This window comes from Kitasatospora sp. NPDC051702 (genome assembly GCF_040681575.1).
GTDB lineage: Bacteria > Actinomycetota > Actinomycetes > Streptomycetales > Streptomycetaceae > Kitasatospora.
The window spans coordinates 46779-72682 of the sequence record NZ_JBFAZB010000018.1 but is presented as its reverse complement, the minus strand read 5'-3'; the positions used below and the strand labels follow the sequence as shown (position 1 = coordinate 72682).

Genomic DNA, 25904 nt, shown 5'->3' with positions numbered 1-25904 from the left:
GGTCATTCCCGCCGGCGGTCACTCCTGCAGCTGCTCGCTCCTGTGGTCGGTCGTTCCCGCCGCCGGTCACTCCTGCAGCCGGCGGAACTCCGTCACCGTCAGTCCGAGGGCCTGGCAGCGGTTCAGCAGCCCGTACAGGTGGGCCTCGTCGACCACGTCGCCGAAGAGCACCGTCTGGCCGGCGACGATCGTGCTGTCCAGCTCGGGGAACCCCTCGCGCACGGTGATGTCCTGCAGCAGTCCGGCGACACGGATCTCGTAACGCACCGGGCCTCTCCTCCCTCCGGCCGGACCCCGCGGTCGTCCTTCGACCGTCGGACCCAGCCTGCGCCGCCCGGCCCGGGCCCCGCATCACCCCCCCGAGGTGACCGAGGCCCCGGCCCGGCCGGGCGGCGGGCCCGTCCGCCCACCGCCCCCGCCGGTCACCCCCCGGGGGTGATCCGGGCACCCGCGCGCCGCTCCTACCGTGACCGGGCAGGCAGGTCCACGGCCCCGGCCAGGGAGGTCCCATGAGCCACTACCCCCCGATCGCGGAGCACGGCATGGTGGGCGACCTCCAGACGGCCGCCCTGGTGTCCACCGACGGCGACATCGACTGGTGGTGCGCGCCGCGCTTCGACTCGCCCAGCCTGTTCGCCTCCCTGCTGGACCACGCCGGGGGCGGGCGCTGCCGGCTGGCCGTCGACCGGGGCGTGATCACCGACGCCGCGGTGAAGCAGCTCTACCTGCCCGGGACGGCGATCCTGGTGACCAGGTTCCTGTCGGCCGGCGGCGTCGCCGAGGTCGTCGACTTCATGGTCCCCGACACCTCGCGCACGCCGAGCCCGCGGCACCGGATCGTCCGGGTCGCCCGGGTCATCCGCGGCAGCGTGCCCTTCGTGCTGGAGTGCCGGCCGCGCTTCGACTACGGCCGGGCCCGGCACCGGCTCACCCTGACGGACGAGCGCAACGCGGTGCTGCACGGCCCGGACCAGGACCTCTTCCTCCAGACCACCGCCCCGGTCGTGCTGCAGCCGGACGGCGAGGACGTCACCGCCCGGTTCACCCTGGACGCCGGCGGGACGGCGATCGTGGCCCTCACCGCCGCGCCCGCGGGCGACGCCGCGCCCCCGCCGCCCGGCGACGAGCCCACCACCGCCGACTTCGACCGCTGCCGCGACTTCTGGTACGGCTGGCTGGCGCGGTCCCGCTACCAGGGGCGCTGGCACCAGATGGTGGACCGGTCCGCGGTCACCCTCAAGCTCCTGACCTACCACCCCACCGGTGCGCCGATCGCCGCCCTCACCATGGGCCTGCCGGAGCAGGTCGGCGGCGAACGCAACTGGGATTACCGCTACACCTGGATCCGCGACGCCTCGCTGTCCCTGCACGCGCTGACCGGCCTGGGTTTCGAGGAGGAGGCGCTCGCCTTCCGCCGCTGGGTCCGCGAGCGGGTCGAGGCCTCGGCCGGCCGCGCCGGCGAACCGCTGCAGATCATGTACCGGATCGACGGCGACCCCCACCTCACGGAGGAGGTCCTCGGCCACTGGGAGGGCTACCGCGGCTCGGCGCCGGTCCGGGCCGGGAACGCCGCCTCCGACCAGCTCCAGCTCGACATCTACGGGGAGGCCGCCTACGCCTTCGCCACCGACGGCACCATGGGCACCCTGGAGGGCTGGCGCGCCTTCCGCGGCCTGGTCGACTGGCTCACCGAGCACTGGGACCGCCCCGACGAGGGCATCTGGGAGACCCGCGGCGGCCGTCAGGACTTCACCTACAGCCGGCTGATGTGCTGGGTCGCCTTCGACCGGGCCGTCCGGACCGCCCGCACGTTCTCCCGCCCCGCCGACCTGGACCGCTGGGAGGAGACCCGGGACGCCGTCCTGGACCAGATCGTCGACCGCGGCTGGAACGCCGACCGGGCGGCCTTCACCCAGCACTACGCCACCGACGTCCTGGACGCCTCCCTGCTGCTCATGCCCAAGGTGGGCTTCCTCGCCCCGAACGACCCGGCCTGGCTCTCCACGCTCGACGCGATGGACCGCGAGCTCGTCAGCGACAGCCTCGTCTACCGCTACGACCCGGCCGCCTCGCCCGACGGCCTGCGCGGCTCGGAGGGCACCTTCAACCTGTGCAGCTTCCTGTACGTCGAGGCCCTCGCCCGGGCCGGGCGGCTGCAGCAGGCCCGCTACGCCTTCGACAAGATGCTCACCTACGCCAACCACGTCGGCCTCTTCGCCGAGGAGATCGGCCCGTCCGGCGAGCAACTGGGCAACTTCCCGCAGGCGTTCACCCACCTCGCCCTCATCGACGCCGCCATGGCGCTCGACGAGGAGCTCGACCGCCGGCACTCGGCCTGAGGCCGCCGTGGCACCCGCATCCGCACCTGCATCCGTACCCGCCGCGCCCGCCGGGGCGGCCCGCGCGGTCCTGGTGCCGCTGGCCCTGGCCCAGTTCATCTGCAGCTTCGCCGGGTCCAGCATGAACGTGATGATCAACGACATGAGCGAGGACCTCGACACGACGGTCCAGGGCATCCAGGTCGCCATCACGGTGTTCCTGCTGGTGATGGCCGCGCTGATGATCCCCGGCGGCAAGCTCGCCGACCGCTACGGCCGCAAGCGCTGCCTGATGACCGGGCTCGGCGTCTACGGGATCGGCGCGCTGATCAGCGCGCTCACCCCGGGCCTGGCGGGCCTGATCGTCGGCAACTCGATCCTGGAGGGCGTCGGCACCGCCCTGCTCATCCCGCCCGTCTACATCCTGACGACCCTGCTGTTCACCGGGACGGCCGTCCGGGCCCGGGCCTTCGGCGCGATCATGGCCCTCGGCGGGATCGGCGCGGCCGCCGGGCCGCTCATCGGCGGACTGCTGACCACCTGGATCAGCTGGCGCGCCAACTTCGGCTTCCAGGTCCTGGTCATCGTGGTGATCATGTGGCTCAGCCGGAAGCTGAAGGACCCGCGGCCGCCCGATCCGTCCGTCCGCTTCGACGTCGTCGGGGCGGTGCTGTCCGCGGTGGGCCTGGTCCTCGTGGTCACCGGCATCCTCGCCGCCGACACCAACGCCTGGCTGATGATCGCCCTGCTGGTCGCCGGTGCCGCCGTGCTGGCCGGGTTCTTCCTCTGGATCCGCGGCCGGGAACGGGCCGGCCGCGAACCGCTGCTCCCGCTCGCCCTCTTCCGCGACCGCACCGCCAACCTGGGCCTGGTCACCCAGAACGCCCAGTGGCTGGTCCTGATGGGCGCGTCGTTCACCGTCGGCGCCTACCTCCAGGTGGTCCGCGGCTACAGCGCGATCGCCTCCGGCGCCGTCTTCACCGCGGCGACGGTCGGGCTGCTCGCCACCTCCCTCAGCGCCGAGCGGCTGGCCCGGCGCTGGAGCCAGCGCACGCTCATCGTCACGGGGTTCGTCGTCACCGTCGCCGGCATCCTGCTGCTGCTCCTGCTCGTGCGGTCCTTCGACGGGGTGTGGGCGTTCACCCCCGGACTGCTGCTGATCGGCCTGGGGCTGGGCCTGATGCTGACGGCCTCCGTCAACGTGGTGCAGTCGAGCTTCCCTGACAGTCAGCAGGGCGCGATCTCCGGGCTCTCCCGGAGCATCTCCAACCTCGGCTCCTCGCTCGGCACCGCCGTCGCCGGCACCATCCTGGTCGCCGAACTCACCCGCGACAGCTACGGCGCGGCCATGCTGGCGCTCGCGCTGCTGGGCCTGGTCGGGCTCGGCGCCGCCCTGCTGCTGCCGCGCGGCGCCGATCCCGGATCCGGGCCGGCCGGCAGCCGGGAGGGGTGAGCGCCCCGGCCCGGTCGGGGGCGTGCCGGGCGGCGGGCCGGCCCGGGGGTTGGTCCGATGGGGTGAGGCCCCGGCGACCCGCCGGGCACCGGCCGGTGCCGGGCCCGCCGCTGCTGGGAGGGTGACGGGCGGCGACCGGGCTCAGGGGGAGAACCCCGAGTTGAACGCGTTCAAAGGCGTGCGCCATGATGATGCCGAGCGGACGCTCCCGGCCGTGACCGGCGGTGCGGGGCCGTCCCGTGCTGCCCCGCCGCACCCCGGCGCCGTCGCGCCCCGGCGAGGCAGCAGGAGGAAGGGGGAGCCGTGACACCGTGGCAGAACAGGTTCGCCGCCGGGGCGGTGGCGCTGATGTGGGCCTACGAAGGGCTCTGGTGCAAGATCTGGCCGGGCCGGGCGGACCAGCGGGCCATCGTGGAGTCCGTGCCGCTGCTCCCGGGGTGGGCGGTGACACCCCTGCTGCTGGCCATCGGGGCGGCCGAACTCGCCCTCGGCCTCTGGGTGCTGACCGGCCGCCGGGCCCGCCTCGCGGCCCTCGTGCAGACCGCCCTGGTGGTCGCCTTCAACACCGGCGGCCTGCTCTTCGGCTCCGACGAGATCCCCGAACCCGGCCGGCTGATCGTCCAGGACCTCGCCTTCCTCGCGCTGATCTGGACCGTCGCCGCCACCCGGCGCCACCCCGCCCCCCGCGCGGCGGTGACCGCGTGAGCGCCCGGACCCCCTGGGCCGACGGCCGGCTGCTCAGTCTGCAACCCCGCCGGCCCGGCCTGCTGTTCGGCCGGATGTACGAGGACCCCGGCGTTGAACTCGCCGCCTTCCCGGCGCCCGGCGCCCGCGTCCTGTGCATCGCCTCCGCCGGGGACACCGCCGCCGCGCTGGCCGCCGCCGGGCACCGGGTCACCGCGGTGGACCTCAACCCCGCCCAACTCGCCTACGCCCGGGCCAGGCTGACCGCCGGTGCGCCCGCCGCCACCGGCGCCGCGGAACGCCTGCTCGCCCTCGGCAGGGCCGCCGCCGCGACCGCCCTGCCGGCCTGGCGCCCGGCGGCACTGGAACGGTTCCTGCGCCTCGACGACCCGGCGGCGCAGGCCCGCCACTGGCACCGCCACCTCGACGGCCCGGGCCTGCGGCTGCTGCTCGGCGCCGCGCTCCGCCCGGCCGGCGCGCTCGCGGGCGGCCTGCACCCGGCGTTCCGGGCCGTACTGCCGCGCCGCTTCGACACGGTGCTGCGGGCCCGACTGGCCCGCGGCTTCGCCCGCCACCCCAACGCCGACAACCCGTGGGCCTGGCGGCTCCTGCTCGGCCGCGAACTGCCCGTCGGCGGACCGCTCGTCGCCGGACCGCCCGCCGGCGAGCTGCCCGTCGGCGCACCGCCCGGCCACGACCAGGGCGGCGGCGCACCGCCCGTCCGGCTGCTCCGGGGCGACGTCCTCGGCCACCTCGAACGCTCCCCGGTCGGGAGCTACGACGCGGTGACGCTCTCCAACGTCCTGGACGGCCCCGACCAGGCCTTCGCCCGCCGGCTGCGCGCCGCCGTGCGGCACGCCGTCCGGCCCGGCGGCGTCGCGGTGCTGCGCAGCATCCGCGAACCGGGCCCCGCCGGCCCCGGCGCCGCCGCCGAGGACCGCTGCCCGCTGTGGGGCGTCGTCCGGGTCGTCCGCCTCTGAGGTTCCGGCGCAGCCCAGCCCGACACCGGCCGATCCCGGCCCGACACCGGCGTAGCCCACCCCGACACCGGCGTAGCCCACCCCGACACCGGTGCAGCCCGCCCGAACACCGCGACCGACCAACGGAGTCGACCATGCGACACCTCCTCCAGCGCCATCCCGTGCCGATCCGCACCCGCTTCGCGCACTCCCTCGTCCTCACCTACGCGCTGCCGCCCCGGCTGCTGGCCCCGCTGGTGCCGCCCGGGCTCGCCCTGGACACCTACACCGACCCGGCCGGCACCGAGCACGGCTTCGTCGCGGCCGCCGTGGTCGACACCCGCGCGCTGCGCCCGGCCGGGCTGCCGGCCCGGTTCGGCCGCGACTTCATCCTCACCGGCTACCGGGTCTTCACCCGCTTCCCCACCCCCGGCGGGCGGACCATGCGGGGCCTGCGGATCCTGCGCTCCGACACCGACAGCCGGCTGATGACCGTCGGCGGCAACCTCCTCACCCGCTACCACTACCGCCACGCCCGGATCGGCACCCGGGTGGTCGGCGACACCCTGGAGTTCAAGGTCCTCAGCGGCGACGGCCACGCCGACCTGCACGTGCGCGCCGACCTGGGCGGCGCCCCGGCCGCCCTGCCGCCGGGCAGCCCCTTCGCGGACGCCCGGGCCGCCCGCCGGTTCGCCGGCCCGTTGCCCTACACCTTCGAGTACGAGCCGCAGACCCGGTCGGTGATCGTGGTCAAGGCCACCCGCACCGCCTGGCAGCCCGTCCCGGTGAGCGTCGAGGTGCCGCGGCTGACCTTCTTCGACCACGGCCCGCTGGCCGGGAGCCGCCCGGTGCTCGCCAACGCCTTCCACGTCGCCGACCTCGACTACGGCTGGGAGCGCGGCAGCCGCCGCACCCTCGAGGGGGCGGCCCGGTGACCGCCGCCCCGCCGGCGCGGCGCCCCTCCGGCGTCCGCGAGGTGATCCGCTACAACTGGCCGCTGTACACGGCCGGCGTCCTGACCGCGGCCGGCGGCTGGGCGGCGGCCCGCCGCCTGCCGGGGCCGGCCGCCGCGCTCGCCCGGGCCGGTGCCGCCACCGCGGCGGCCCACCTCCTCGTCAGCACCCTCGCCACCTGGTGCGTCTACGACCGCTCCGAGCTCCACACCTACGACTGGCTGCCCGCGCTGCTGCCCGACGGCCCCGGCACCCACCTGGTGGTCTCCGCCGGGCTCGACGAGGTGAGCCGCCCGATCGCCGCCCGCCACCCCGCCGCGCACCAGCGCGTCGCCGACCTCTACGACCCGGCGCTGACCACCGAGGGCTCGATCCGGCGGGCCCGCCGGCACGTGCCGCCCGCCCCCGGCACCGTGCCCGCCCGCCCGGGCGAGCTGCCCGCCGCGACCGACTCGCTGGACACCGTGTTCGCCGTCTTCGCCGCCCACGAGCTGCGCCGCCCCGCGGACCGCCGCGCGCTGTTCGCCGAGGTCGCCAGGGCGCTGCGGCCGGGCGGCACGCTGTTGCTGGTCGAGCACCTGCGCGACGCCGCCAACATCGCCGCCTACGGCCCCGGGGCCTGGCACTTCCTGCCCCGGTCGGTGTGGCTGGGGCACGCCGCCGAGGCCGGGCTGCGGCCCGCCGCCGAACGCCGGATCGCCGGGCTGGTCGCCGCCGTCGCCTTCCGGAGCGCCGAGGGATGAGCGAACTCCTGACCGTGGAAGGCCAGTTGCGCCTGGTCGGGCTGGTCCTGGTCGGGCTCGGGGTGGGCCACGCGGTGCTGCCCTGGGCGGTCGGCTGGCCCGCCGACCTGGCCGGCACCACCCTGCTGACCCGCCAGGTCTCCTACGTCCACGTCTTCTTCATCGGCCTGGTCTGCGCCCTGTTCGGCCTGCTGCCGCTCTGCCTCGCCCCCGACCTGCTGGCCGGCGGCCGGCTGGGCACCGTGCTGCTGGCCGGTCAGACCGTGTTCTGGGGGCTGCGCTGGCTCTTCGAGTTCGTGGTGTTCTCCCCGAAGCTGTGGCGCGGCGACGCCCTGCGCACCGCCGCGCACGTCGCGCTGTCCGTGCTCTGGACGTGGGTGACGGCGGTCTTCGCGGCCGCCCTCTGGCAGGTGTGGTGAGCGGCGCCGGGGCACCCCGGCCCGGACCGGACGGTGTACGACCGGTCCGGTGACCGCCGCCCGTCCGCACCCGGGGCCAGGGCCCGTCCGCAGCTGCGGCGCCGACGGCCGCACCGGTGCGGCGACGGCATCGTGCGTACCCGGCCGCGTCGCTGGCCCCCGCCGCCGTCCGCGCGGTCGGTGGCGCCTCCTACGATGGCCGCCATGAACACAGCTGGGGCGGAACAGCGCCTCGTCGACGGCCGCTTCGAACTGCTCCAGCAGCTCGGTGGCGGCGGCATGGGCGTGGTCTGGCGGGCCCGCGACAACGCGCTGCACCGCGAGGTGGTGCTCAAGGAGGTCCGCCCGCCCGACCCGGCGATGGCCGCCGCCGACCCGGACGCCGCCCGCGAGCTGCGCGAGCGGGTGCTGCGCGAGGCGCGGGCGCTCGCCCGCCTCCAGCACCCGAACGTGGTGGTCATCCACCACATCGTCGACACCCCGGAACACCCGCACCCCTGGCTGGTGATGGAGCTGGTCAGCGGCGGCAGCCTCGCCGACCGGCTGGCGCACGGCCCGCTCGGCACCGCGGAGGCGGCCCGGATCGGGCGCGGCGTGCTGTCCGCGCTGCGGGCCGCCCACGCCGTCGGCATCCAGCACCGGGACGTCAAGCCCGCCAACGTGCTGCTGCGCCCGGACGGCACCCCGGTGCTCGCGGACTTCGGCATCGCCGCGATCCAGGACGCCACCGCCCTCACCGCGACGGGTGCGCTGATCGGCTCGCCCGAGTACATCGCGCCGGAGCGCATCCGCGGCCAGGAGGGCAACCCGTCCTCCGACCTGTGGTCCCTCGGCATGCTGCTGTACGTCGCGGTCGAGGGGAGCCACCCGCTGCGCCGGGCGACCACCCTGGCCACCCTGGCCGCCGTCCTGGACGAGCCGCTGCCGCCGCCGGTCCGGGCCGGGCGGCTCGGGCCGCTGCTGTCCGCGCTGCTGGGCAAGGACCCGGCGCTGCGGCCGGACGCCGAGCAGCTCGACCGGGCCCTCGCGGCGGCCGAGTACGAGGCGGCCCACGGGGCGGGGGAGGGCGCGCCGTACCCGACCGGCACCGTGCGGCTCGGCGCCGGGCAGCCCGCGCCCCCCGCCACCGGCCCGTTCGCCACCGGCCCGTTCGCCACCGGTCCGATCACCGGGCCGTCCGCCGGCGGGTCCTTCGCCACGGGGTCGTTCGCCGGAGGTCCCTCCGACAGCGGGTCGTTCGCCGGCGGTCCGTTCGCGCCGCCGGCGGACCGGGTGCCGACCGGCTTCCAGGCCCCCGCGACGCTCCCGACCGGCCCCGGCCACCCCGAGCCGGCGGGCACCCGGAAGGCCCGGCGGAGGGTGCTCGCCCTCACGGCCGCCGCAGTGCTGCTCGCCGGCGGCGGCAGCGCGCTCTACCTCAGCCAGGGCGACGCGTCCACCGGCCGGACCCCGACCGCCGGGACCACCCCCTCGGCCACCGCCGCGGCCCCGCCCGCCTCCGCGGCGCCCGCCTCGACGACGGCCCCCGGGGCGGCGCCGGACCAGACGGCCCCGGCCTCCACCGCCGCGACCCCGGCCGCCCAGCCCTCGGGCAAGGTCAACCTGCTGACCCCGGACGGCGTGCGCCGGACGGTCGCCGCGCTGCAGCCCTACGCCGCCGGCGGCAAGGTGTACAAGCTCGTCGTCTACCCCGAGTACGCCACCGCCGAGGTCGCCGCCGCGGCCGGCGGAAAGCTCTACGACGACATCACCATCCGGGACGGCAAGGCGACCCGCTCCCCGGGCGGCACGCTGATCGGCGACACCAAGCCGGTCGACCTCGGGCTCTACAACTGGGACGTGATCCCCACGCTGCTCCAGCGCGCCCAGGACACCCTGAACGTCCCGAAGCCGACCATGCGGTACCTGATGATCGACCCCGACATGTTCGACGGCACCCCCAGCATCAAGGTCTACCTGGCCGACGACTACGGCACCGGCTACCTGGAGACAGACCCCAAGGGCGTCAACCGGCGCAGCTACCCGCGCGCCGGCTGACCGGGCCGGGGCCCCGTCAGCCGCGCGGCTGACGGGGCAGCGGGAGGGTGAGGGCCTCCGGCGAGGCGGCCGGCAGCGCGAGGGCGGCGGCGGTCTCGGCGGGCAGCGGGCGCAGCCCGAGCACCGCGGTGGCCAGCCGGGTGGTGGCCCGGTGCCAGTCGGGGATCCGCTGGAGCATCGCGTGGCCGCTGCCGGTGACGCTGTAGCCGCAGACCCGGGCGCCGGCGGCCCGGCTGCGGGCGGCGAAGGCCCGGGTCTCGGCGGGCGGGGTGATGCGGTCCCGGTCGCCGTGCAGGAGCAGCACGTCGCGCCCGGCGAGCTGCTCGCAGGGGTCCTCGGGCGGGCACCAGGGGGCGAGGGCGACCAGGCCGGTGACGCTGGGGTGCCCGCCGGCCTGCAGGGCGGCCCGCCCGCCCATCGAGTGCCCGATCAGGACGGTCGGCACCTCGCCCAGCTCCCGCGCCAGCTCGTCCAGTGCGGCCAGGGCGTCCCGGGCGGCGTCGGCGCGCCCGCCGTTCCAGCCCCGGTGGCGGTAGCGGACGGTGGCGACGGCCACCCCGGCCCCGGCGGTCTCCCGGGCCAGGGACCGCAGGAAGCCGTGCATCCGCAGCAGCGGCAGGTTGACCGGGCCGGGCCGGGAGAGGTTGTGCTCCTCGCCGCCGTGCAGCACGACGACCGCGGCGCTCGGGGCCGCCGGCCGGATCCGCCACTGCAGCGGCCGGTGCAGTGGCACGCCGCCGGCCGTCGTGCCGCCGCCCACCGTCCGGCCGCCCATCGTGTCGCTGCTCATGGCCGCACCCTCCCGTCCTGCCGTCCGTCCCCGACCGTCACTGTACGCGTCGGCTCCGGCCCGCCGGTCGGGCCGTTCAACCGAGGAGGCCGGGCCGCGGTGCGGGGGTGCCGGGTGCGGTGAGGTGGTGCCGGGTGCGGGCCGGTCAGGCCTCCAGCAGGCGCTGCTCGCGCACCAGCCAGCAGATCGCCGTCAGCCGGTGCACCGCGTAGTCGTACCCCACCGGCTCCCGCCAGCCGATCTCGGCGAGCGCGTCCAGGAAGCCCACCGCGTAGTCCGAGAGCTCCGCGCGCTCCAGCCGCTGCGGCGCCAGCTCCGGCCCCTGCGCGTACAGCAGCTCGCGCAGCATCGCGACGTGCTGGTCGACCGCCGCGACCAGGGCGGGCTCGAAGGCGAGCTCGGCCAGCCGGGGCGTGAAGGCGGCGACGATGCCGGGCAGCGGGCAGGCCGCCGGCTCGTCGGGGGAGCGCCGGAAGGACTCGTCGGGGTGGGCGAACATCCGTCCACGGTAGGGGAGCCGGGTGGCGGATCGGCGCCCCGTGACGGTTCCGTGCTGAGAGCTTGGCCACCTTCCGGACGTTCCGTGACATGGCCGGTTCTCTGTGCTGAGCGGCGGGTGGTCCGTACCAGAATGGTCCCCATGGATCTTCGCATCTTCACCGAACCGCAGCAGGGCGCGAGCTACGAGACCCTCCTGACGGTCGCCCGGACCGCCGAGGACCTCGGCGTCTTCAGCGCCTTCTTCCGCTCCGACCACTACCTCAGGATGGGGGACGCCTCCGGACTGCCCGGGCCGACCGACGCCTGGATCACCCTGGCCGGCCTCGCCCGCGACACCCGCACCATCCGCCTCGGCACCCTGATGACCGCCGCCACCTTCCGGCTGCCGGGGGTCACCGCGATCCAGGTCGCCCAGGTGGACGCGATGAGCGGCGGGCGGGTCGAGTTCGGCCTCGGCGCCGGCTGGTACGGGGAGGAGCACACCGCGTACGGCATCCCCTTCCCCAAGGAGCGGTTCGGGCGGCTGGAGGAACAGCTCGCGATCATCACCGGCCTGTGGAACACCAAGCTCGGCGACACCTTCGACTTCGCCGGGCAGTACTACACCCTGACCGACTCCCCGGCGCTGCCCAAGCCCGCCCAGGAGCGCATCCCGGTGCTGGTCGGCGGGCACGGGCCCAGCCGGACCCCGGCGCTGGCCGCCCGGTTCGCCGACGAGTTCAACCTGCCCTTCGCGTCGGTGGAGGACACCGCCGCCCAGTTCGGCCGGGTCCGGGCCGCGGTCGAGCGGGCCGGGCGCCCGGGCGACGCGCTGGCGTACTCCAACGCCCTGGTCGCCTGCGTCGGCCGGGACGACGCCGAGGTGGCCCGCCGGGCCGCCGCGATCGGCCGGGACGCCGACGAGCTGAGGGCCAACGGCCTGGCCGGCACCCCGGACGAGGTGGTCGAGAAGATCGGACGCTACGCCGCCGTCGGCAGCGCGCGGATCTACCTGCAGATCCTCGACCTGGACGACCTCGACCACCTGGAGCTGATCGCCGCCCGGGTCGCCCCGCAGCTCGGCTGAACCGTTCCGGCCCGGCCGGGCCCGGGCCGTCCGTACCCGCCCCGACCTCCGGCCTTTACTCGCCCTTGGGAATGCGTAATGCTCCAGGGGGAGGAACGGCGGGGGGAGGCCCGGTGACCAGGACGAGAACGGCGGAGGCGGCGGCGCCCCGGGTGCCGCCGCCGCGCGCCCCCGCCCACCGGGCGGTCCGGGTGCCGCCCGGTCTGCACGACCTGCGCCGCGGCCCCGGCCCGGCGGCGCTGCACTACCCCGCCGGGGACCTGCTGGTCGTCTCCGGGCTGCCCGGCAGCGGCAAGAGCACCCTGATGCGCCGCTGCGCGCGCGTCCCGCTGGTCGACTCCCAGCTGGTCCGCGAGGAGTACGCGGCCCGGCTGCCCGCCGGCCTCCCGTACGCCCTCTACCGCCCGCTGGTGCGCATCGCGCACTACCGGCGGCTGCGCCGCGCGGTGCTGGCCGGCGGGCCCCTGGTGGTGCACGACTGCGGCACCCAGCCCTGGGTGCGGGGCTGGCTGGTGCGCGCCGCCGCCCGGCAGGGCCGCCGGGTGCACCTGCTGCTGCTGGACGTCGGGCCGGCCGAGGCGCGGGACGGCCAGCAGCACCGGGGGCAGGGGGTCTCCCGCTACGCCTTCGCCCGGCACCGGGCGGCCGTCGGACGGCTGCGGAGCCGGCTCACCGGTTCGGGCCGGCCGCCGGCCGGGTGTGCGTCGACCGTGGTACTCGACCGCGCCGCCGCGCGCGCCCTGCGGGAGATCGACTTCCCGGCGTCGTAGTCTCGGCGGGTCCGCGCCGGGCGGGTCCGGGGCGCGGCCGCCCCCCGTCGACTCCCCGTCAGGAGCGCTGATGCGCCGTACTGTCCGGGTGCGCTCGCGTGCCCCCCGCCTGTTCCCCTGTGCCGCCGCGCTGGTGGCGGCCGCCGGCCTCGGCCAGCTCGCCGCCCCGGCCCCGCACCCGCACGCCACCGCCGCACCGGCCGCCTGCGCGGGCGCCGCCGTCGATGCCGACGCCGCGGCCCGCAAGCCGGCCGGCAGCCAGGCGGGCGGCGACCCGAACGCCGTCACCCACGCCGAGGCCCGGGCCATGCAGGCCGACCTGGAGAACAGGCTCGCCCAGCTCGGCCACCGCCCGCTGATCGGCTCCACCACCACCATCCCGGTCTACGTGCACGTCATCCACTCCGGTGCCGCCGGCAACCTCGACGGCGGCACCGTCGCCGCCCAGATCGACCACCTCAACGCCACCTACGGAGGCCAGGGCAGCGGCAACACCCCGACCCAGTTCCACTTCGAGCTGGCCGGAACCGACTACACCGACAACGCCTCCTGGTACACCGGCATGACCCCGGGCTCCGCCGCCGAGAAGGCGATGAAGAAGGCGCTGCGCAAGGGCGACCAGGGCACGCTCAACCTCTACACCGCCAAGCTCGGCCAGTCGCTGCTCGGCTGGGCGACCTTCCCGAACGCCTACCGCTCCGACCCCGTGGACGACGGGGTCGTGGTGCTCGACGCCTCGCTGCCCGGCGGCTCCGCCACCCACTACAACCTGGGCAGCACCGCCACCCACGAGACCGGCCACTGGATGGGCCTCTTCCACACCTTCCAGGGCGGCTGCCTGCCCCCCGGCGACTACGTCGACGACACCCCGCCCGAGCGCAGCGCGGCCTACGGATGCCCCGACGGCCGGGACACCTGCCCGCTCGGCGGCCAGGACCCGATCCACAACTTCATGGACTACAGCTACGACGACTGCATGGACCAGTTCACCCCCGGCCAGGCCCGGCGGATGGCCGACTCCTGGGCCGCGTACCGGAGCTGAGCCCCCGGCCGACCGGCCACCCGGGTCCGGGGCACCGGGCCGGAACACCGAGCAGAGCGGAGCAACGCGATGAGCAGCAAGCCCCGGATCGTCGTCGGCGTGGACGGCTCGCCCGCCTCGGAGCAGGCGCTGCGCTGGGCGGTCGACTACGCAAAGGCCGTCGGCGGGACGGTCAGCGCCGTCACCACCTGGGAGTACCCGGCGTTCTACGGCTGGGTCGGGACGTCCGTGCCGCCCACCGAGAGCTTCAACCCCGAGGAGCTGGCCGGCCGGACCCTCTCGCAGACCGTCGTCCGGGTGGTCGGCGACGACCCCGCCGTCCCGATCAGCGAGAGCGTGATGCCGGGCAGCGCCGCCCGGGCCCTGCTGGAGGCCGCCAAGGGCGCCGCGCTGCTCGTCGTCGGCAGCCGCGGCCTCGGCGGCTTCTCCGGCGTGCTGCTCGGCTCGGTCAGCCGCCACCTCACCGAGCACGCGCCCTGCCCCGTGGTCGTGGTGCGCGAGCCCCGGGACGAAGACGCCCGATGACGCCCGGCCGGGCCGCCGCGTGGAGGAGGATGGAGACATGCCGGAAGGTGACACCGTCTACCGCGCGGCGGCCGGGCTGCACGACACCCTCGCCGGGCAGCTGCTGACCAGCGCCGACCTGCGGGTGCCCGCGCACGCCACCGCCGGGCTGGCCGGCCGCCGGGTGCTGGAGGTCGTCCCGCGCGGCAAGCACCTGCTCACCCGCCTCGAAGGCGCCCTCACCCTGCACACCCACCTGCGGATGGAAGGCCGCTGGGAGGTCTACCGCCCCGGCGAGCGCTGGACCGGCGGCCCCGCCTGGCAGATCCGCGCCGTCCTGGGCACCGAGCGCGGCACCGCCGTCGGCTACCGGCTGCCCGTCGTCGAACTGCTGCGCACCGCCGACGAGCAGCGCGCCGTCGGCCACCTCGGGCCCGACCTGCTCGGCCCCGACTGGGACCCGGTCGAGGCCGTCCGCCGGCTGCTCGCCCGCCCCGCCCGGCCGCTCGCCGAAGCCCTGCTCGACCAGCGCAACCTGGCCGGGATCGGCAACGTCTACGCCGCGGAACTCTGCTACCTCGCCGGGGTCACCCCGTGGACGGAGATCGGCGAACTCCGCAACCCCGACCGGCTGGTGACACGGGCCCGGGACCTCCTGGACGCCAACAAGCTGCGCCCCGGGCACGTCACCACCGGCGACACCCGGCGCGGCCACCAGCACTGGGTCTACGGCCGGGCCGGCCGCCCCTGCCCCCGCTGCGGCACGCTCGTCCTGACCTCCCGCCAGGGCGCCCCGCCGCAGGACCGGGTGGCCTACTGGTGCCCGTTCTGCCAGCGCGGGCCGGCCCCGGCCGGGTCGGCCGTCAGGGCCGTTCGATCAGGGCGGGGTGGCGCGGGTCGTCCACCCGTACGGTGAGGTCGGCGGCGTCGGCGGGCCCGGTCTCCGCCTCGTAGCGGGCGAAGGCGGGCAGTGTCCACCGCTGGTCGGCGGGCGTGCGGCGGGCCAGCGCGGCGGGGGAGAGCGCCAGGTGGACGGTCAGCTCCAGCGGCAGCCAGCGGCCGAGCAGCAGCGGCCCGTCCAGCAGCAGCACCCCGCCGGGCGGCAGCTCGGTGTACGGCGCGCGGGTCGAACGGTCCGTCACCGGGTCGCGCAGCGAGGGCAGCACCCGGCCGCTGCCGCCGGGCTCCAGCGGATCCAGCACCTCGCGCAGCAGGGCGTTGTCGTCCAGCCACAGGTCGTGGAAGGCGTCCGCGTCCTGGTGCCCGTACTCCAGGCGGACCGAGGCCGGGCGCAGGAAGCCCGCCGCCGACACCCGCAGGGCCGGGCGACCGAGCAGCCGCAGCGGCTCCACCAGCGCGTCGGCGAGCAGGTCGGGGCGGGCCGCCGCGGCGCCGTCCACGGCCACCCGCAGCCACCGCTCGCCGGCGCCGGGCAGGGCGGTGATGCGCTCGGCGAGCAGCTCGGCCAGTCGGTCGGGGGAGATCGGTCGTACCTGCATCCGCCCATCCTGCCCCGGCGCGTCCCGGGTCAGTGCAGGGGGAGGGCGTGCAGGACGTCGTCGTGCCCGGCGTAGAGGCGGTCGGCGTCGGCGGCCAGGGTCCAGACGTCCTTGCCCGGGCCGGAGTCGCGGAAGGTCCAGAGCAGCCGGCCGGTGGCGGTGTCGACCGCACAGACCCCGCCCACGGCGGGGCCGGGGACGAACAGGGTGGTGCCGGCGAGCACCGGGTGGCTGCGGCGGTCCAGCAGGAACGGCAGGCGGCAGGTCCACTGCACCGCGCCGGTCGCCGCCTCGTGGCCGGTGACGAGGCCGTCGTCGCGCGGGACGTACACCCGCGGGCCGTCCGGGACGGGCGGCATCGCGCGCCAGGACTCGCCCCGGGCGGGGGAGTGCGTCCAGGCCCGCCCGCCGTCGGAGCCCAGCGCGCGGACACCGCCGCCGCCGTCGGGGACGTAGACGTGGTCGGGTCCGGCGGTGCACCAGCGCAGGTCCTCGTCGCCGGGGCCGGTCCACAGCTCCCGGCCGTCGGCGGCGTCCCGCACGACCAGCTCGGCGCGGTTGCCGAGGCTGCGCACGCAGGCCACCCGGCCGCCCGCCACGGCGGGCGCGACGGGCTGCTCGATCCGCCCGCTGCGGACGCTCCACAGCAGGGAGCGGTCCGCGACCCGCAGGGCGAAGAGCCGGCTCTCGATCTGGCCGTCCTCGCGGTAGCCGCCCCAGCTGAAGCCGTAGAGGACGCCGTCCGCGTACCCGGTGAGCTCGGGGCCGGGCTGCAGCCCGTCGGGCAGCGGCAGGCTCCAGTCGGCCGACGGGTCGGTGAGGTGGCGGGCGTCGAGGTGCCCCTCGAAGGCGGTGGTGAAGGCGTGCTCGGGGCCGAGCAGCACCTTGCTGCGGGTGCTGAGGTCGCTCGGCCAGCTCCGGCTCTCCGGCGGGTCCACGACGACCAGCCGGGACGCGCTGCCGGTGGCCGGGTCCACGACCTGGAGCCCGGCCCTGGAGAGGAACACCGGGCGCTTCGCCGGGGCGACCAGCCGCTCCGGCGTCATCGGCTCCGGGCCGCGGTACGTCCACACCGGCTGCGGGCCGGACAGCGCGGTGGGCGGCGGCCCCGGCGGCCGGGACGGGCCGGGGGAGGGAGTCGTCCGGTCGGCGCCCGTTCGGCCGAACGCCCACGCCGCGCCGCCGGCCGCCAGCACCCCTGCCCCGATCAGCAGCCGGCGCCGGCTCGGCCGGGGGCCGTCGCCGCCACCGCCGATCACGTCCGCGGCCTCCTGCGCGCCGCCGTCGGCCTCGCCGTCCCACTGCCACGCGCTCTGCCGCGCGGGCTCCTCGGTCGACGGTGACTGCATGGACCCGGCCCCCCATCCCCCCGGGGCGCCCGGTGCGCCGCCGTTCGCCCGGAGGATATCGAACGAGCGCGAACCGTCCGGCGCGCACCGCGCGAGCGTCAGGGCCCGTCAGCCGGGCCCGTGGTCGGCGAGGTCGGCGAGCACGTCCGCGTGGCAGGGCAGCGGCGCGCACCAGCAGCCCAGCCGCCGGCCGCGCAGCGGCGGCACCAGCGCGAGCAGGTCGGGGCGGTCGAGTAGGTACGCGCGGTACTCGACGAGCATCCGTTCCCGGGTGAGGCCGGGGCCGGGGCGGAACGGGCAGTGCAACGGGGACCCGGGCAGGTGCCAGCCGCCGCGGTGCATCGCGCGGCCCACGTAGACGACGTCCGTGAAGTCCGGGTCGTCGCGGTGGCCCTTGAGGTTGACGACGGTGGTGCGGCCGGTCGGCATGGCGTCCATGCTGGCGCAAGCGGTGGCCCCGGGCACCCCGGGCTCGCCTTGACACGCCCCTGGGCCCGGCGTAGCAAAAGAGCATGCGCCATCCGCACGCGGCCGGGCGTGCCCGGGCGGAGGGGCCCGACCCGCACCCGCCGCAGCCGCCCGACGCGCCCGCACCGGCCCACCCGACGGGCCACCGGCGGGACGAGCTGCTGAGCAGCGCCGTCCGCCGGGTGCTGCACGACACCGGGGCGTACGGCGCGATGGTGTACCTGCGCTCGCCGGACCGCCGGTCGCTGGTGCTCTGCACGATCGCGGGCGTGCCGCTGTCGATCATGAGCCCGTTCCGGCGGATCCCCGCGGCGGGCCCGCTGCCCGTCGCGGTCAGCTTCCGCACCGGCGGGACCATCACCCTCGCCGGCACCGAGGACACCATGCGGCGCTTCCCGCAGCTCGCCGTCGGCATGCCCTACGACTTCGCGTCCGCCTGCGTGCCGGTGGCCGGCGGCGAGGAGCGGTACGGGGTGCTCAGCGTGCTCTGGCCGGCCTCGGACGAAGGCGTGCCGGAGGACGCCCCGGAGGTCCTGACCGAGGTCGCCGGCCGGCTGGCCGCCGGGCTCGCGGGCCTGGAGGCGGCCGGGCACCCGGCGGAGGCGGACGGCGGCGCCGCCGTGGTGGAGATCCCTGCCGAGTCCGCACCGGCCACCCGGGTCGGCCTCTTCGACTGGAACACGGCCACCGGCGCGCTGGCCGCCGACGAGCACTTCCTGGCGATCTTCGGGTTCCGGCCCGGCGAGTTCGACGGCACGGTGGCCGCCCTCGGCCGCCGGATCGCCCCCGGCGACCTCGCCGCGTTCCGGGCCGCCGCCCGCACCGCCCTGCAGAAGGGCGAGGTGCTGGCCGCCCGGGTGCGGGTGCTCGGACCGCACGGCCACCCGTACCCCGTGGAGCTCTGGGCCAGGGTGCCCTCGGCCATCGTCGACGGCCGCACCCACCTGGTCGGCGCCGTCCTGGACGCCGGGACCCTCACCGCCGCCGCGGCCGCGGTCGAGCGGCTGCGCGACGGCGTGTTCTCGCTCGACCCGGACGGCCGGATCACCTACGCCAACCGGGGCATCGAGCCGCTGCTGCAGGCCCGTCGCGAGGAGCTGATCGGCCACCACCCGTGGGACGTGCTGCCCTGGCTCGCCGACCCCTTCTACGAGGGCCGCTACCGGGCCGCCCTGCTCTCCCAGCGGCCGACCGCCTTCCTCGCCGCCCGCCCGGACGGCTGGCTGGCCTTCTCCCTCTACCCCGACGTGCACGGCGTCACCGGCCGGGTCGTCGCCGCCGAGCCGCCGCCGGGCGCGGCCGAGCCGCCGGCCGCCACCCCGCCGATCATCCGCACCGGCGTCGGGGGCACCTACCACCTGCTGCAGCTCGCCAGCGCGCTCACCGAGGCGGTCAGCGTCCGCGACGTCTGCCGCGCGGTGGCCGACGAGATCCTGCCGGCCTTCGGCGGCCAGGAGCTGGCGATCTACACGGTGCGCGACAAGCACCTCAACCTGGTCTCGCAGAGCGGCTACCCGGACGGCTTCCTGGACCGCTTCGAGGGCACCCCGATCAGCGCCCGCATCCCCGGCGCGGAGGCCCTGAGCACCGGCACGCCGATCTTCTTCGAGTCCGTCCACGAGCTCGCCGCCGCCTACCCGGGCATCGAGCTCGACGAGATGGGCGCCTGGGCCTTCCTGCCGCTGATCGCCTCCGGCCATCCCGTCGGCAGCTGCATCCTGGGCTTCGACCGGGCGCGGCCCTTCACCCTCGAGGAACGCGGCCTGCTCACCGCGCTCGGCGGCTTCATCGCCCAGGCACTGGAACGCGCCCGGCTGTACGACGCCGAGTTCGCGCTGGCCCGGGGCCTGCAGCAGGCGCTGCTGCCGCACCGGCTGCCGCAGGTCCCCGGCATCGCGATCGCCGCCCGCTACCTGCCCGGCACCCAGGGCATGGAGATCGGCGGCGACTGGTACGACGGGATCGTCACCGGATCGGACCTCACCCTGGTGATCGGCGACGTGGAGGGACACAGCGTGGGCGCTGCGGCCACCATGGGCCAGCTGCGCAGTGCCGTCCGCGCCTTCGCGACCGGCGGCGACCCGCCCGGCCAGGTGCTCGCCCGCACCAACCGGCTGCACCTCGACCTCGACCCGGGCCTGCTCGCCAGCTGCTGCCTGGTCCGGCTCGGCCCCGCCGAGGGCGGCGCCCGGACCGCCCGGATCGCCCGGGCCGGGCACCTGCCGCCGGTGCTGTGCCGCCCGGACGGCCGCACCGAGGCGCTGTACGTGCCGGGCGGGCCGCTGCTGGGGGTGGACGACCGGGCCGAGTACCCGGTGAGCGAAGTGCTGCTGGAACCCGGCGCTGTCCTCGCGCTGTACACGGACGGGCTGGTCGAGGACCCTGCGGTGTCGATCGACCAGGGGGTGGACCGGCTGGCGGCCGCGCTCGGACGCGGCCGCCGGCCGGTGGGCCCGGAGGACCTGGAGGGGCTCGCGGAGCGGCTGCTGCGGGAGGTCGGCTCCTCGCACCGGGTGGACGACGTGGCGCTGCTGCTCACCGCCCTCGGCTGACCGGCCCGGGCCGCGACTTTCGTCGGCGCGGGCGGCGACGAACGGTGGCGGCCGCGGCGCCCGGCGGCCCGGTAGCCTCCACGGGTGGATGCGATGGCACGGGCCTGGAGCAAGGCGGTACGGACGGCGTTCCCGGGGCCCTGGCCGGCCCGCCGGGTGGTGGGCCAGGGGGCCCTGGCGCTGCTGATGGGCGCGGTCGCCGCCCTGCTGGAGCTGGCCTCCGGCGAGGGCACCGGGACGGCGGTGGGGGCCGGCCTCGCCGTCGCGGTGCTCTGGGCGCTGCGGCCGGCCTTCCCGGCGACGGTGCTGGTGCTGACCGCGGCCGCCACCGGCTGGTCCGTCGGGCCGGTGGTGCTGCTGGTCTGCGCGGGCTGGTCGGCCGGGGCGCGGATCCGCCGGGTCGGCCGGCTGATCGGCGCCTTCCTGCTCGGCTGGGTGCTGTTCACCGTCACCGGGGTCTTCAAGGACGCCGCGGTCTCGCCCAAGCTGATCTTCGGCTTCTCGCTGGGCGGCTTCCTGCTGTTCGCCGTGCTGCCCGCGCTCTGGGGCCGCTACCGGGCGCAGCGCCGGGCGCTGCTGGACGCGCTGCGCGAGCGCAACGACCAGCTGCTGCGCGAACGGGTCATGGTGGTGCACCAGGCGCGGCTGCGCGAGCGGCACCGGATCGCCCAGGACATGCACGACAGCCTCGGCCACCAGCTCGCGCTGATCTCCGTCCACTCGGGGGCGCTCGAGGTGGACCGCACCCTCACCGACCGGCAGCGGGAGGCGGTCGGGGTGCTGCGGCAGGCGGCGGTCGCGGCGATGCGCGAGCTGCGCGAGGTGGTCGGGGTGCTGCACGACGAGTCGACGGCGGGGGCTCCGGCGCCCGGCGCGGCGCCGGGCCGCGGCGGGGTGGACGGCATCGGGGAACTGGTGGAGTCCTCGCGGGCGGCCGGGGCGGAGGTCTCCTTCTCCCGGGAGGGCGACGAGCGCCCGCTGGCGGCCGCGGTCGACCACGCGGCGTACCGGATCGTCCAGGAGGCGCTCACCAACGCGCACAAGCACGCCCCCGGCGCACCGATCGCCGTCGCGCTCCGGTACGAGCCGGACGCCCTGGTGGTGGAGGTGGTCAACCCGCGCGCCCCGGAGCTCGTCGGCGCGCGGGCCGGCGCGGGCCCCGCCGTCAGCGGTGGACAGGGGCTGACCGGGCTGCGCGAGCGCGCCCGGCTGGTCGGCGGCATGGTGCACGCGGGGCCGACCCCGGAACAGGGGTTCCGGCTGGCCGGCGTGCTGCCCTACGAGGGGGCGGAGGGCACCGGGGACGGGGCCGACGCCGGGGTCGAGGACTGGCTGCTGGAGGGCCTGCCGCCGGCCGACGGGGCGGAGCGCGGCCGGCGCAGCCCGGCGCTCGGCTGCGCCGTCGGGGTGGCCGTGGTCGGGGTGACGGTGCTGGGCCTGCTGATCTGGGGCGTAGTGGCCTTCGTCCAGGGCACGGACGACGCGACGGTGAAGAAGTCGGTCTACGACGAGCTGCAGGTCGGCACCCCGGAGCCGGACGTGCTGCGCCTGCTGCCCCGGGGCAACGACTTCTTCACCGAGGACTACAAGAAGACCGGGCCGACCCCACCGGAGGGCGCGCACTGCCGCTGGTACCTCTCCGGTGACCTCAGCGAGGTCTGGGGCGAGGACAACGTGGTCCGGTTCTGCTTCAGGGACGGCGTGCTGGTGGACAAGCAGCACTACCGCGCGAAGAACTGACGCGGGCCCCCTCCCCGGGAGGTGTGAGGATGGTGTTCCAGCCGGAAGACCGTTCGAGGGGAATGACCAGCCGTGATCCGAGTCCTCGTCGCCGACGACGAGCCGCTCATCCGCGCCGGGATCAGGATGATCCTGGGCTCCGCCGCCGACATCGAGGTGGTCGCGGAGGCCGCCGACGGCCGGGAGGCGCTGGAACTGGCCCGGGCGCACCGGGTCGACGTCCTGCTGCTGGACATCCAGATGCCGGTGATGGACGGGCTGACGGCGCTCGGGGAGCTGTCGAGGGCCGCCCCCGGCGCGCGGGCGCTGATCCTCACCACCTTCGGGGAGCGCGAGAACGTCCTGCGCGCCGTGACGGAGGGGGGCGCGGGCTTCCTGCTCAAGGACACCGCTCCGGAGGAGCTGATCCAGGCCGTGCGCGCGGCCGCCAGCGGGAACGCCTTCCTCTCCCCGGCCGCGACCCGGCACATCGTGGACTCGCTGGCGACCGGGCGCAGCGCCTCGGTGGCGGCCCGCGGCGCGGCGGCCAGGCGCCGCCTGGAGGTGCTCACGGGGCGCGAGCTGGAGGTGCTGGCCCTGCTCGGCGAGGGGCTGTCCAACGCGGACGCCGGGGCCCGGATCCACATGAGCGAGGCGACGGTGAAGACGTACGTCAGCCGGATCCTCGCCAAGTTGGGCTGTGAGAACCGGGTCCAGGCGGCCTTGCTGGCGCGTGACGCGGAGCTCGGCGGCCGGGACTGAGGGCAGCCGTCCGGTCGCGGAGCGTCGCGGATGTGGCGCACGCCACTCGCTGGGTGCGCGGAGCCGGGAACTCCGGCTATGGCGGTCACCCTCCGTCGATGATCCGTGACCCTTCGTCGATGGTGTGCTCGGTGTCACGGATGGACAGATGTGAGCGCGGGCACGGAAATTGACCGTTTGATCTTGAAAATGTGGTCAAACCTGGTCGAACTGGACGGCCTTCCTTGATCGATACCGCCGGTAACAGTCAACTGAGCTGCGGGGACCAAGAATTGCTTGCTGCGCCGCTGGACGGCCCGTAGCTTCTTTCGCGGTGCAACGAGCACCACCCGGGTTCACCCCGACGCACGGCCCGCCGACTGACCACCGGCGCGAGGGCCGTGCCCGCCGACGCGACCGGCTCGAACAGGCCGTCGGCGAGCGGAGGTGGCCGGGGCGGCACGGCACGTCCGACACGTGCGCGGCCGCCCGTCGAGCGAGGTGAGCGCGATCGAGCCGGCCCTGTCCCGGGTCTGGTTCCGCACGCCCGCCCGGGGCTTGTCGAGAGGACCTTCATGACTCACCGTCACGAGACCGCCGCTGCCACCCAGACCGCCGTCACCAAGCGCAACCGCGTGCGGATGGCGGTCGTCGCGGGCGCCGCCGTCGCGGCCCTGCCGGTGGCCGGCCTCGTCACGGCCACCTCGGCCTCCGCCGCCACCCCCTCGACCTGGGACTCCGTCGCCCAGTGCGAGAGCGGTGGGAACTGGAGCATCAGCACCGGGAACGGCTTCTCCGGCGGACTGCAGTTCACCCCCTCCACCTGGGCCGCGTACGGCGGGACCGCCTACGCCCCCCAGGCCCACCAGGCGACGAAGGGTCAGCAGATCGCCGTCGCCGAGAAGGTGCTCGCCTCGCAGGGGCCCGGCGCCTGGCCGGTCTGCTCGGCGAAGGCGGGTCTCAGCAAGGGCGGCGCCCCCGCCGCCGTCGACACCTCGGAGGCGGCGCCCGCCAAGCCCGCCCCGAAGCCCGACTCCAAGCCCGCTGCGAAGCCGGCCGCCAAGCCCGCTGCCAAGACCCCGCAGCAGGCCCAGGCGCCGAAGCCCCAGCAGGCGCCCAAGGGCCAGCCGTCGGCAAAGCCGGCCCAGTCGGCCCCGTCCACCGAGAAGAACACCGCCCAGAGCGGCTCCCACGGCGGCTACACCGTCAGGAGCGGCGACACGCTGAGCGGCATCGCGGCCAAGTTCGGCATCGACACGGACAGCCTGTACGGCAAGAACGCCCGCACCATCGGCGGTAACCCGGACCTCATCTTCCCGGGTCAGACGCTGGCCGTCTGACGCCTCCCCGCACCCGCGCCGAGCGGTCGCCCCTCCGGGCGGCCGCTCGGCGCGGTGCGTCGGTCGCGCTCCGGATGCCGGTGGTGATGGGTCCGACGGCAGTGGGCTCGACGGTGGCGGGTGGTGTGCGTCGGGTCGTGCGCGTCGGGTGGTGCGCGGGCCGGCGTGCAGGGGCGCGGGCGGGCGCCCGGGTGGTAGTTGAAGATTGAACGCGACGTCTGAATACCGCCGGAGCTTCCGGCCGCCGGCGCGCAGGATCGAGTCATGTCCGAGATCGGAACGAGGAGTTCTGGAGATATGACGATGAACGGTGTGGCGGAGCTCGACGGCACGGTGGCCCTGGTGACCGGCGGCAGCCGGGGCATCGGGGCGGCGATCGCGCTGCGACTGGCCGAGGACGGCGCCGACGTCGCCCTCACCTACCGCGACGGCGGGCAGCAGGCCGAGGAGGTCGTCGGGAAGATCACCGCGATGGGGCGCCGGGGCTGGGCGGTCTGGGCGGACGGCGCCGACCCGCGCGCGGTGCGCGAGGCGGTGGCGGCCGTCGTCGAGCGCTTCGGGCGGCTCGACGTCCTGGTGAACAACGCGGGCGTCGGCGTCCTCGGCCCGATCGGCGAGCTGGCGCCGGCCGACGTCGACCGGGTGCTGGAGGTGAACGTCCGGGCGCCCTTCCTGTTCGCCCAGGCCGCCTCCGAACACCTGGCCGACGGCGGACGGATCGTCACCATCGGCAGCTGCATCGCCAAGCGGGTCGCCTTCCCCGGCGCCACCCTCTACGCGACCAGCAAGGCGGCGCTGATCGGACTGACCAAGGCGCTGGCCCGCGAGCTCGGCCCGCGGGGGATCACGGCGAACGTCGTCCACCCCGGCCCGATCGACACCGACCTCAACCCGGCCGACGGCCCGTCCGCCGGGTTCCAGAGCGGGCTGACCGCACTCGGCCGGTTCGGGGCGGGCGCGGACGTCGCGGCGGCCGTCGCCTACCTGGTGGGCGGCGACGGCCGGTACGTCACCGGTGCCGAGCTGGCGGTGGACGGGGGCTTCGCGGCCTGACGGTGTGAGGGCTCGAGGGTTCGCCGGCCTTGGCGCTCGAGTGCTTGAGTGCTTGGCTGCCTGGCTGCCTGACGGCTCGTGGGCCCGCGGGCTCGCGCGGCGCGGGAGCTGGGCGTGGTGCCGGTCCGGTGGTGCGACCACCGGGTCGGTGTCGCGCCGGGCGGTTGTCGGTGGCGCCGTTTACGATCACCCGGTCCGACCCGTGATCCCGACCTCCGCCGACCGAGAGGCGCGCCATGACCGCCACGGAAGACCCGATCGTGCTGCTCGCCCGGGCCCTCGCACAGACCGCCGGGCTGATCGACGGCACCGGCGTCGAGCTGGCCGGCCACCCGACCGCCTGCCGCTCCTGGGACGTCGGGGACCTCGTCAGCCACCTGCTCTTCGACCTGCGGCAGTTCACCGTCCGGGCCCAGGGCGGGCAGCCGGACTGGTCGCAGTCCTTCGAGCGGGTCGAGGAGGACTGGCTGCACGCCTTCGAGGCCGGTGCCGAGGGCCTCGTCGACGCCTGGCGGGCGGCCGGCGACCTCTCGGGCACGGTGGACGTCCCCGGGTTCGGCACCCTGCCGGCCCGCTTCCCGGTGGACCAGCAGATCGCCGAATTCGCCGTGCACGGCTGGGATTTGGCCCGGGCCACCGGCCAGTCCACGGACGGGCTGGACCACGAGGTGGCGCTGGCCGCCCTCGCCTGGGCCCATGGCGCCCTCAAACCCGAGTACCGCGGCGGCGAGGAGGACCACCACGCCTTCGGGCCGGAGGTCACCGCGCCCGAGGGCGCCCCGCCCTACGACCGGCTCGCCGCCTTCTTCGGTCGCGACCCGGCCACCGCGTAGCCGGTTCCGGCGCGGGTGGTCGGGGATCGCCCGGCGGATCCCGCCGGGGGGGGGGGGGGGGGGGGGGGGGGGCCGGGGGGGCCCGCCCGCGGCGAGCAAAAAACCCCCGCG

General features: G+C 76.2%; 25 protein-coding genes. 19 read left to right on the top strand and 6 right to left on the bottom strand.

The features are described from left to right. Positions 1 to 66: 66 nt before the first annotated feature. Entirely contained in the window at positions 67 to 267 is a 201-nt protein-coding gene (locus AB0N04_RS17585) for a hypothetical protein (protein ID WP_360209641.1), read from the bottom strand. 242 nt (positions 268 to 509) lie between these two features. Here AB0N04_RS17585 and AB0N04_RS17580 point away from each other — a divergent pair, with 242 nt between their 5' ends. The 8 genes from AB0N04_RS17580 (at position 510) to AB0N04_RS17545 (ending at position 9566) form a co-directional block, all read left to right on the top strand. Beyond that, positions 510 to 2339, top strand: a complete 1830-nt coding sequence (locus tag AB0N04_RS17580; RefSeq protein ID WP_360209643.1) for a glycoside hydrolase family 15 protein — start codon at positions 510 to 512, stop codon at positions 2337 to 2339. 7 nt (positions 2340 to 2346) lie between these two features. Continuing rightward, entirely contained in the window at positions 2347 to 3771 is a 1425-nt protein-coding gene (locus AB0N04_RS17575; RefSeq protein WP_360209645.1) for an MFS transporter, read from the top strand. Positions 3772 to 4074: 303 nt separating this feature from the next. After that, complete coding sequence (locus AB0N04_RS17570) at positions 4075 to 4476, top strand: DoxX-like family protein (protein ID WP_360209647.1); 402 nt, start codon at positions 4075 to 4077, stop codon at positions 4474 to 4476. After that, positions 4473 to 5435 carry a DUF3419 family protein gene (locus AB0N04_RS17565; protein ID WP_360209649.1) on the top strand — a complete coding sequence of 321 codons (963 nt, stop codon included), beginning with the start codon at positions 4473 to 4475 and terminating at the stop codon, positions 5433 to 5435. Before AB0N04_RS17570 ends, AB0N04_RS17565 begins: the two co-directional genes overlap by 4 nt. 134 nt (positions 5436 to 5569) lie before the next feature. After that, positions 5570 to 6349 (top strand): DUF2071 domain-containing protein, encoded by a 780-nt coding sequence (locus AB0N04_RS17560; RefSeq protein WP_360209651.1) that lies wholly within the window; start codon positions 5570 to 5572, stop codon positions 6347 to 6349. After that, positions 6346 to 7110: a class I SAM-dependent methyltransferase gene (locus AB0N04_RS17555; protein ID WP_360209653.1), complete on the top strand. Its 765-nt coding sequence runs from the start codon at positions 6346 to 6348 to the stop codon at positions 7108 to 7110. The genes AB0N04_RS17560 and AB0N04_RS17555 overlap by 4 nt, the downstream gene beginning before the upstream one ends. Further along, positions 7107 to 7529 carry a hypothetical protein gene (locus AB0N04_RS17550; RefSeq protein ID WP_360209655.1) on the top strand — a complete coding sequence of 141 codons (423 nt, stop codon included), beginning with the start codon at positions 7107 to 7109 and terminating at the stop codon, positions 7527 to 7529. The genes AB0N04_RS17555 and AB0N04_RS17550 overlap by 4 nt, the downstream gene beginning before the upstream one ends. 204 nt (positions 7530 to 7733) lie before the next feature. Next, positions 7734 to 9566, top strand: coding sequence for a serine/threonine-protein kinase (locus AB0N04_RS17545; RefSeq protein ID WP_360209657.1), 1833 nt, complete (start codon positions 7734 to 7736; stop codon positions 9564 to 9566). Between the two features lie 16 nt (positions 9567 to 9582). On the opposite strand, the gene AB0N04_RS17540 is transcribed toward AB0N04_RS17545, so the two are convergent. Continuing rightward, positions 9583 to 10356 carry an alpha/beta fold hydrolase gene (locus AB0N04_RS17540; RefSeq protein ID WP_360209659.1) on the bottom strand — a complete coding sequence of 258 codons (774 nt, stop codon included), beginning with the start codon at positions 10354 to 10356 and terminating at the stop codon, positions 9583 to 9585. A 145-nt stretch (positions 10357 to 10501) separates the two neighbouring features. Continuing rightward, entirely contained in the window at positions 10502 to 10855 is a 354-nt protein-coding gene (locus AB0N04_RS17535; protein WP_360209661.1) for a DUF6401 family natural product biosynthesis protein, read from the bottom strand. Positions 10856 to 10996: 141 nt separating this feature from the next. Between AB0N04_RS17535 and AB0N04_RS17530 the strand changes: the two genes are divergently transcribed. The 5 genes from AB0N04_RS17530 to AB0N04_RS17510 all read left to right on the top strand — a co-directional run bounded on the left by AB0N04_RS17530 (position 10997) and on the right by AB0N04_RS17510 (position 15155). Then, positions 10997 to 11923, top strand: coding sequence for an LLM class F420-dependent oxidoreductase (locus AB0N04_RS17530; protein WP_360209663.1), 927 nt, complete (start codon positions 10997 to 10999; stop codon positions 11921 to 11923). A 113-nt stretch (positions 11924 to 12036) separates the two neighbouring features. Further along, positions 12037 to 12693, top strand: a complete 657-nt coding sequence (locus AB0N04_RS17525) for an AAA family ATPase (RefSeq protein WP_360209665.1) — start codon at positions 12037 to 12039, stop codon at positions 12691 to 12693. Positions 12694 to 12763: 70 nt separating this feature from the next. After that, complete coding sequence (locus AB0N04_RS17520) at positions 12764 to 13735, top strand: zinc metalloprotease (RefSeq protein ID WP_360209667.1); 972 nt, start codon at positions 12764 to 12766, stop codon at positions 13733 to 13735. A 69-nt stretch (positions 13736 to 13804) separates the two neighbouring features. Beyond that, on the top strand, positions 13805 to 14260 hold the full coding sequence (locus AB0N04_RS17515) for a universal stress protein (RefSeq protein WP_360209669.1): 456 nt from the start codon (positions 13805 to 13807) through the stop codon (positions 14258 to 14260). A gap of 37 nt (positions 14261 to 14297) precedes the next feature. After that, entirely contained in the window at positions 14298 to 15155 is an 858-nt protein-coding gene (locus tag AB0N04_RS17510; RefSeq protein ID WP_360209671.1) for a DNA-formamidopyrimidine glycosylase family protein, read from the top strand. On the opposite strand, the gene AB0N04_RS17505 is transcribed toward AB0N04_RS17510, so the two are convergent. From AB0N04_RS17505 to AB0N04_RS17495, 3 genes are all read right to left on the bottom strand, one after another. Then, on the bottom strand, positions 15103 to 15738 hold the full coding sequence (locus tag AB0N04_RS17505) for a uridine kinase (protein WP_360209673.1): 636 nt from the start codon (positions 15736 to 15738) through the stop codon (positions 15103 to 15105). The genes AB0N04_RS17510 and AB0N04_RS17505 overlap by 53 nt on opposite strands. 29 nt (positions 15739 to 15767) lie before the next feature. Further along, positions 15768 to 17087, bottom strand: a complete 1320-nt coding sequence (locus AB0N04_RS17500; protein ID WP_360209675.1) for a PQQ-binding-like beta-propeller repeat protein — start codon at positions 17085 to 17087, stop codon at positions 15768 to 15770. Positions 17088 to 17195: 108 nt separating this feature from the next. Next, positions 17196 to 17516 (bottom strand): DUF4326 domain-containing protein, encoded by a 321-nt coding sequence (locus tag AB0N04_RS17495; RefSeq protein ID WP_360209677.1) that lies wholly within the window; start codon positions 17514 to 17516, stop codon positions 17196 to 17198. A gap of 83 nt (positions 17517 to 17599) precedes the next feature. On the opposite strand from AB0N04_RS17495, the gene AB0N04_RS17490 reads away from it, so the two are divergent. The 6 genes from AB0N04_RS17490 to AB0N04_RS17465 all read left to right on the top strand — a co-directional run bounded on the left by AB0N04_RS17490 (position 17600) and on the right by AB0N04_RS17465 (position 25793). Beyond that, complete coding sequence (locus AB0N04_RS17490) at positions 17600 to 20107, top strand: SpoIIE family protein phosphatase (protein WP_360209679.1); 2508 nt, start codon at positions 17600 to 17602, stop codon at positions 20105 to 20107. Positions 20108 to 20200: 93 nt separating this feature from the next. Continuing rightward, positions 20201 to 21847, top strand: a complete 1647-nt coding sequence (locus AB0N04_RS17485) for a histidine kinase (RefSeq protein ID WP_360209778.1) — start codon at positions 20201 to 20203, stop codon at positions 21845 to 21847. A 72-nt stretch (positions 21848 to 21919) separates the two neighbouring features. After that, positions 21920 to 22588, top strand: coding sequence for a response regulator transcription factor (locus AB0N04_RS17480; RefSeq protein ID WP_360209681.1), 669 nt, complete (start codon positions 21920 to 21922; stop codon positions 22586 to 22588). Positions 22589 to 23142: 554 nt separating this feature from the next. After that, positions 23143 to 23907 (top strand): transglycosylase family protein, encoded by a 765-nt coding sequence (locus AB0N04_RS17475; RefSeq protein WP_360209683.1) that lies wholly within the window; start codon positions 23143 to 23145, stop codon positions 23905 to 23907. A gap of 303 nt (positions 23908 to 24210) precedes the next feature. Beyond that, the gene (locus AB0N04_RS17470) at positions 24211 to 24960 is read left to right on the top strand and encodes an SDR family oxidoreductase (protein WP_360209780.1); all 750 of its coding nucleotides are present in this window, start codon (positions 24211 to 24213) and stop codon (positions 24958 to 24960) included. Positions 24961 to 25196: 236 nt separating this feature from the next. After that, positions 25197 to 25793, top strand: coding sequence for a TIGR03086 family metal-binding protein (locus AB0N04_RS17465; RefSeq protein WP_360209685.1), 597 nt, complete (start codon positions 25197 to 25199; stop codon positions 25791 to 25793). Positions 25794 to 25904 lie beyond the last annotated feature (111 nt).

Bases quoted from the DNA above. Each gene is read 5' to 3' on its own strand.
- AB0N04_RS17510 (WP_360209671.1), top strand. From the start codon at position 14,298: ATGCCGGAAGGTGACACCGTCTACCGCGCGGCGGCCGGGCTGCACGAC.
- AB0N04_RS17560 (WP_360209651.1), top strand. From the start codon at position 5,570: ATGCGACACCTCCTCCAGCGCCATCCCGTGCCGATCCGCACCCGCTTC.
- AB0N04_RS17470 (WP_360209780.1), top strand. From the start codon at position 24,211: ATGAACGGTGTGGCGGAGCTCGACGGCACGGTGGCCCTGGTGACCGGC.
- AB0N04_RS17545 (WP_360209657.1), top strand. From the start codon at position 7,734: ATGAACACAGCTGGGGCGGAACAGCGCCTCGTCGACGGCCGCTTCGAA.
- AB0N04_RS17495 (WP_360209677.1), bottom strand. From the start codon at position 17,516: ATGCCGACCGGCCGCACCACCGTCGTCAACCTCAAGGGCCACCGCGAC.
- AB0N04_RS17580 (WP_360209643.1), top strand. From the start codon at position 510: ATGAGCCACTACCCCCCGATCGCGGAGCACGGCATGGTGGGCGACCTC.
- AB0N04_RS17500 (WP_360209675.1), bottom strand. From the start codon at position 17,087: ATGCAGTCACCGTCGACCGAGGAGCCCGCGCGGCAGAGCGCGTGGCAG.
- AB0N04_RS17515 (WP_360209669.1), top strand. From the start codon at position 13,805: ATGAGCAGCAAGCCCCGGATCGTCGTCGGCGTGGACGGCTCGCCCGCC.
- AB0N04_RS17530 (WP_360209663.1), top strand. From the start codon at position 10,997: ATGGATCTTCGCATCTTCACCGAACCGCAGCAGGGCGCGAGCTACGAG.
- AB0N04_RS17505 (WP_360209673.1), bottom strand. From the start codon at position 15,738: ATGCAGGTACGACCGATCTCCCCCGACCGACTGGCCGAGCTGCTCGCC.
- AB0N04_RS17490 (WP_360209679.1), top strand. From the start codon at position 17,600: ATGCGCCATCCGCACGCGGCCGGGCGTGCCCGGGCGGAGGGGCCCGAC.
- AB0N04_RS17465 (WP_360209685.1), top strand. From the start codon at position 25,197: ATGACCGCCACGGAAGACCCGATCGTGCTGCTCGCCCGGGCCCTCGCA.
- AB0N04_RS17475 (WP_360209683.1), top strand. From the start codon at position 23,143: ATGACTCACCGTCACGAGACCGCCGCTGCCACCCAGACCGCCGTCACC.
- AB0N04_RS17550 (WP_360209655.1), top strand. From the start codon at position 7,107: ATGAGCGAACTCCTGACCGTGGAAGGCCAGTTGCGCCTGGTCGGGCTG.
- AB0N04_RS17520 (WP_360209667.1), top strand. From the start codon at position 12,764: ATGCGCCGTACTGTCCGGGTGCGCTCGCGTGCCCCCCGCCTGTTCCCC.
- AB0N04_RS17485 (WP_360209778.1), top strand. From the start codon at position 20,201: ATGGCACGGGCCTGGAGCAAGGCGGTACGGACGGCGTTCCCGGGGCCC.
- AB0N04_RS17535 (WP_360209661.1), bottom strand. From the start codon at position 10,855: ATGTTCGCCCACCCCGACGAGTCCTTCCGGCGCTCCCCCGACGAGCCG.
- AB0N04_RS17540 (WP_360209659.1), bottom strand. From the start codon at position 10,356: ATGAGCAGCGACACGATGGGCGGCCGGACGGTGGGCGGCGGCACGACG.